Here is a 5,120-nt window from a genome sequence, read left to right as displayed (position 1 = left end):
GGTTTCCGCGCCAGTCCCGAGGAGACGCCCCGGAGGGGCCCCACCCGCCCCGCCACCGGACAGCGCGGCGGCGCCCCCGGGGCACGGCGCCGAAATCAAGCCCGTCCGGCGATTGAGGACGGAACCGGTCACCCCGGACCCGGGGAAGAGAACCGCCCCACCACCGGACAGCGCGGCGGTGCCCCCGGGGCACGGCGTCGAAAATCAAGCCTGTCCGGCGCTTGAGGACGGAACCGGTCACCCCGGAGGGGTCCCATCCGCCCCGGCACCGGGCAGCGCGGCGGTGCCCCCGGGGCACGGCGTCGAAAATCAAGCCTGTCCGGCGATTGAGGACGGAACCGGTCAGCCCGGACCGGGGTGGGACCACGGGGCCCCCGGTACCACCAGCGGTGAACCCGTCACCGGGTCCGGGACGATCACTGCCTCCAGGCCGAAGACCTGGCGTACGAGGTCTGCCGTGACGATGTCCTCGGGGCGGCCCTCGGCGACGATCCGGCCCGCCTTCATCGCGACCAGGTGGTCCGCGTACCGCGCGGCCTGGTTCAGGTCGTGGAGCACGGTGACGACCGTGCGGCCCCGGGTGCCGTCCGCCGCCGGGGCGGCGAGCTGCCGGACCAGGTCGAGGACCTCCACCTGGTGCGCGATGTCGAGGTACGTCGTCGGCTCGTCGAGCAGCAGCAGATCCGTCTCCTGGGCCAGCGCCATCGCGATCCAGACCCGCTGCCGCTGTCCGCCGGAGAGTTCGTCCACCGACCGGTCGCCGAGCGCCGTGATGTCCGTACGCTCCATCGCGTCGGTCACCGCCCGCTCGTCCTCGTCCGACCACTGCTGCCACCAGTGCTGGTGCGGCTGGCGGCCGCGGGCGACGAGGTCGGAGACGGTGATCGCCTCGGGCGCGACCGGGGTCTGCGGCAGCAGCCCGATCGACTGGGCGATCTTCTTGGTGGGGATCCGGGACAGCTCCGTACCGTCGAGGAGTACGGCTCCGCCGCGCGGCTTGAGGAGTCGGCCGAGCGCCCGCAGGGTCGTCGACTTGCCGCATGCGTTCGGGCCGACGATGACCGTCACCCTGCCGTCCGGCACGGTGAGGTCCAGCTCGTGCACGACCGTGCGGTCCTCGTACGCGAGGGTCAGCCCGCGTGCGGTGAGCCGGCCGGTCGTCGTCCCGGCGACGGTGTCGGACGTACGGGTCGAACTCATGCTGTGCCTCCACTACGACCACCGTGACCGCGGATGATCAGCCAGATCAGATACGGGGCGCCGACCGCCGCCGTCAGCACGCCCACCGGCAGTTCGGTGGGCGAGAAGAGCCTGCGCGCCAGCAGGTCGGCGAAGACGACGATCACCGCGCCGAGCAGCGCCGAGGAGAACAGCGGTATCTGCGCGGTCCGGGTCATGCGGCGGGCGATCTGCGGGGCGAGCAGCGCCACGAAGTCGACCGGCCCGGCCGTCCCCGTCGCCACGGACGCCAGCACCACGCCGAGTGCGACGAGCCCCAGCCGTACCCTCCCCAGCCGTACCCCGAGCGCTGTCGCCGTGTCGTCGTCCAGGGACACGGTCCGCTGTGCGCGGGCCGCCCACAGCACGGCCGGGGCCAGGACCAGCAGTGTCCAGCCGATCGGCGCGGCCTCGTTCCAGCCGCGGCCGTTCAGTGAGCCCGTCATCCAGATCTGGGCCTGCTGAGCGACCAGATAGTCGCCCTTCGTCAGGAACAGTGTGGTGACGGACCGCAGCGCGATGGCGAAACCGATGCCGATGAGGACGAACCGGGTGGCGTGCAGCCCGCCGCGCCACGCGAAGACGTACACGAGCGCCGCCGCCGCGATCCCGCCGGTGACCGACAGATACGGCAGAACGGTGTACGAGGTGACGCCGAACGTCATCGCGCCGACCGTGAGCGCGCCCGCGCCCTGGCTGATGCCGATGATGTCGGGGCTGGCCAGCGGATTGCGGGCGACCGTCTGGATCAGCGCCCCGGCGATCCCGAAGGCCGCGCCGACCAGCAGTCCGACGACCATGCGGGGCAGCCGCAATGTCCCGACGACCAGCTCGTCCGGGGACGGCTGTCCCAGGATCACCTTCACGACCTCGGCGGGGGCGACGAAGCTCTCGCCGACACAGAGGTACGCGACACAGACGACCGCCAGCAGCACGACGAGGGCCGCCGCGGCGGCCGCCGCGCGCCGGTGCAGCAGGAACCGCCCGCGCGTCCCGATCCGTACGACGCTGTACCCGGCGGGCCGCACTCGGCTCCGGGTCAGGGTGTCGCTCATGCCGGGACCGCCTTCCGGCGTACCAGCGTGACCAGGAACGGCACCCCGATCAGCGCCGTCATCACACCCGCCGGGACCTCGCCCGGCGGGAAGACGATGCGGCCCACGACGTCGGAGACGAGCAGCATCACGGGCCCGATCAGCGCCGCCATCGGCAGCACCCACCGGTGGTCGCTGCCGACGATCGCACGGGCGATGTGCGGGACGGCCAGCCCGATGAACGCGATCGGTCCGGCCGCAGCGACCCCGACGCCGGTCAGCACCGTGGCCCCGATGCCGCCGACGATGCGTACCGTCGCCACTTTCTGCCCCAGCCCCTTCGCCATGTCCTCGCCCAGCGCCAGTGCGTCCAGGCCTCGTGCCACCGACAGCACGAGCACCGTGCCGACCAGCAGGAACGGCCAGATCTGCTGCGCCACCGCAGCCTCGCGCCCGGCGATCGAACCGACCTGCCAGAAGCGGAACTCGTCGAGGGCGGACGCCTTCGTCGTCAGCACCGCCATGGTCACCGACACCAGCAGCGCATTGATCGCAGCACCGCCCAGTGCGAGCTTCACGGGCGTCGCTCCGCCGCGCCCGCGCGACGCGATCGCGTACACGGCCACCGAGGCGATCGCAGCCCCGGCGAACGCGAACCAGACGTACCCCGCCAACGTGTGGATCCCCGCGAACGCGATGGCCAGCACCACGCCCACGGACGCACCCTGGCTGATGCCGAGGATTCCCGGGTCGGCGATGGGGTTCCGGGTGATGCCCTGGAGCACCGTGCCCGCGAGGGCCAGCGCCGCACCGACCATCAGTCCGATCAGGGTGCGCGGCACCCGCAGCTGCCGGATCACTTCGGCGGCGTCGGAGTGCCCGCCGTGCAGCAGGGCGTCGAGCACCGCGGACGGTGCGATGGGCCGCGCCCCCACGGCCAGACTGAGCAGGACGGCCACCAGCAGCGCCACGACGGCCGCCGCCGTCGCGAGAGCGCGTCTGTGGCGGCGAGGTGCGGCGGCTGACATCGAACCCAATCGGCAAGCTGAGAGGCATGGATAGGTAAGGCTTGGCTAAGTCTAAGCGGAGCCTGCTGGAGTCCGCGGGGTGGGAGGGGGCTACGGAGCCAACGGGTACCGAGGGGCGGAAGAGGGCCATGCCTTCCGCACAATGGGCAGCATGGCTCCGCACCCCCTGACGGTCGGCTTCGACCTCGATATGACACTCATCGACTCCCGGCCGGGCATCAAGGCCACCTACCGGGCGCTGTCCGCCGAGACGGGGACGCCGATCGATCTCGACCTGGTCGTCAGCAGGCTCGGACCGCCGGTGGAGCACGAGCTCGCGAACTGGTACCCGGCGCACGCCGTGGCCTTCGCGGCCGACCGGTACCGGGAGATCTATCCCGCGTACGCGATCGCGCCGAGCCCCGCCCTGCCCGGCGCCCGGGAATCCGTCGCCGCGATCCGCGCGCGGGGCGGCCGGACGATCGTCGTCACCGCGAAGCACGCGCCGAACGCCAGGCTCCACCTGGCGCACCTGGGAATCGAACCCGACGAGGTCATAGGCAGCCTGTGGGCGGAGGGCAAGGGGGATGCGCTGCGCGAGCACGGGGCGGGTGTCTACGTGGGCGACCACACCGGGGACGTACGGGGCGCCCGCACCGCCGATGCCCTGTCGGTCGGGGTCACGACGGGCCCGTGCGACGCGGAGGAACTCCGGGCGGCGGGAGCGGATGTCGTCCTGTCGTCGCTGACGCAGTTCCCGTCCTGGCTGGACGGCTATCCGGCGTAGGCCCTCCGGCGGGTGCGGGTTCATTGAGCGGCGTACGGCGGAGCCACCCACCGGTTACTTCGTCCCTGGGGTCAGAAACAGGAGCCCGGGGCGGAGTGTGTCGATGCCGACGGGGTCGGCGGTCGCGGTGCCGACGGTGGGGACGGACACGACATCGGTGTGTGCGGACTCGCCAGGCCACGTGGTGCCGCCCGGTTCGGCCCGCCGGACGCCCCCGGCGCTACCCTTTTGGGCGCCCCGCCCATGCCGACCGCACCACGCCCGCCGCGGCGATCAGGAACCCCACGCCCATCAGCATGCACAAGGCGTACGCGAAGGGCGGGAACGGGTCGGTCCCGAGAAACAGCGGAGCCACCGTGACCAGTGTGGCCAGTGCCCCGATGAAGAAAACGATCGCGCCGACGCGGACAAGCCGGTCACCTGCGCCAGAGGGAGGAGTACTCACCCCGCCAGGGTAGTTCCCGCCCCGGAGCGGCCGCTCATTCACCCGGAGTGCGCCGTTTCTGGACAGAGTCCGGATGACCAGGCTTGACGGGGGGTACTGCACCTGTGGAGGCTTCTGCCAGCAGGGGAGCGCGACCATTGGACAGCCTGACCTGCTGAGGCTTGGTTCCGGCTTATGGGTTGAGATGGGGTGCGTGCTTTGCCGACTGGCAAGGTCAAATGGTTCAACAGCGAGAAGGGCTTCGGCTTCCTTTCCCGCGACGACGGTGGCGACGTGTTCGTGCACTCGTCGGTGCTCCCTGACGGAGTCGACGCACTCAAGCCCGGCCAGCGCGTCGAATTCGGCGTTGTCGCAGGTCAGCGCGGAGACCAGGCGCTCTCGGTGGCGATCCTCGACCCGACCCCGTCCGTCGCTGCCGCCCAGCGCCGCAAGCCGGACGAGCTCGCATCGATCGTGCAGGACCTGACGACGCTGCTGGAGAACATCACGCCGATGCTGGAGCGGGGCCGCTACCCCGACAAGGCGGCCGGCAGGCAGATCGGCGGCCTGCTGCGCGCGGTCGCCGACCAGCTCGACGTCTAGTGCCGCGACCGGCAAGGTTTGCCCCGTCGCGGCGTAAACCTTGCCGG

Annotated in this window: 6 protein-coding genes; 2 read left to right on the top strand and 4 right to left on the bottom strand. The window is 71.6% G+C overall.

The window, feature by feature from the left end:
* Window positions 1-342 precede the first annotated feature (342 nt).
* Genes AB0N06_RS37995 through AB0N06_RS37985 form a run of 3 tightly spaced genes read right to left on the bottom strand, consistent with a single transcriptional unit; the run spans window position 343 to window position 3,280 of the window.
* A complete protein-coding gene (locus AB0N06_RS37995; RefSeq protein WP_366139244.1) occupies window positions 343-1,200 on the bottom strand; it encodes an ABC transporter ATP-binding protein in 858 nt (285 codons plus the stop codon).
* On the bottom strand, window positions 1,197-2,273 hold the full coding sequence (locus AB0N06_RS37990) for an iron ABC transporter permease (protein ID WP_366139243.1): 1,077 nt from the start codon (window positions 2,271-2,273) through the stop codon (window positions 1,197-1,199). Before AB0N06_RS37990 ends, AB0N06_RS37995 begins: the two co-directional genes overlap by 4 nt.
* Window positions 2,270-3,280: an iron ABC transporter permease gene (locus tag AB0N06_RS37985; RefSeq protein ID WP_366139242.1), complete on the bottom strand. Its 1,011-nt coding sequence runs from the start codon at window positions 3,278-3,280 to the stop codon at window positions 2,270-2,272. The genes AB0N06_RS37990 and AB0N06_RS37985 overlap by 4 nt, the downstream gene beginning before the upstream one ends.
* Before the next feature lie 142 nt (window positions 3,281-3,422).
* Here AB0N06_RS37985 and AB0N06_RS37980 point away from each other — a divergent pair, with 142 nt between their 5' ends.
* Window positions 3,423-4,046: an HAD family hydrolase gene (locus AB0N06_RS37980; protein WP_366139241.1), complete on the top strand. Its 624-nt coding sequence runs from the start codon at window positions 3,423-3,425 to the stop codon at window positions 4,044-4,046.
* Window positions 4,047-4,266: 220 nt separating this feature from the next.
* On the opposite strand, the gene AB0N06_RS37975 is transcribed toward AB0N06_RS37980, so the two are convergent.
* Window positions 4,267-4,491: a hypothetical protein gene (locus tag AB0N06_RS37975; RefSeq protein WP_366139240.1), complete on the bottom strand. Its 225-nt coding sequence runs from the start codon at window positions 4,489-4,491 to the stop codon at window positions 4,267-4,269.
* Between the two features lie 198 nt (window positions 4,492-4,689).
* Between AB0N06_RS37975 and AB0N06_RS37970 the strand changes: the two genes are divergently transcribed.
* Window positions 4,690-5,073: a cold-shock protein gene (locus AB0N06_RS37970; protein WP_358863230.1), complete on the top strand. Its 384-nt coding sequence runs from the start codon at window positions 4,690-4,692 to the stop codon at window positions 5,071-5,073.
* Window positions 5,074-5,120: the final 47 nt, after the last annotated feature.

Origin of the sequence: Streptomyces sp. NPDC051020, from assembly GCF_040683105.1 — a bacterium.
Taxonomy (GTDB): domain Bacteria; phylum Actinomycetota; class Actinomycetes; order Streptomycetales; family Streptomycetaceae; genus Streptomyces.
Note: the sequence above shows the minus strand (reverse complement) of the source record. Positions and strands in the feature narration are given on the sequence as shown.

What these genes read in the sequence shown, in the direction of transcription:
- AB0N06_RS37980 (WP_366139241.1), top strand. Translation starts at nt 3,423, where the DNA reads ATGGGCAGCATGGCTCCGCACCCCCTGACGGTCGGCTTCGACCTCGAT.
- AB0N06_RS37985 (WP_366139242.1), bottom strand. Translation starts at nt 3,280, where the DNA reads ATGTCAGCCGCCGCACCTCGCCGCCACAGACGCGCTCTCGCGACGGCG.
- AB0N06_RS37990 (WP_366139243.1), bottom strand. Translation starts at nt 2,273, where the DNA reads ATGAGCGACACCCTGACCCGGAGCCGAGTGCGGCCCGCCGGGTACAGC.
- AB0N06_RS37995 (WP_366139244.1), bottom strand. Translation starts at nt 1,200, where the DNA reads ATGAGTTCGACCCGTACGTCCGACACCGTCGCCGGGACGACGACCGGC.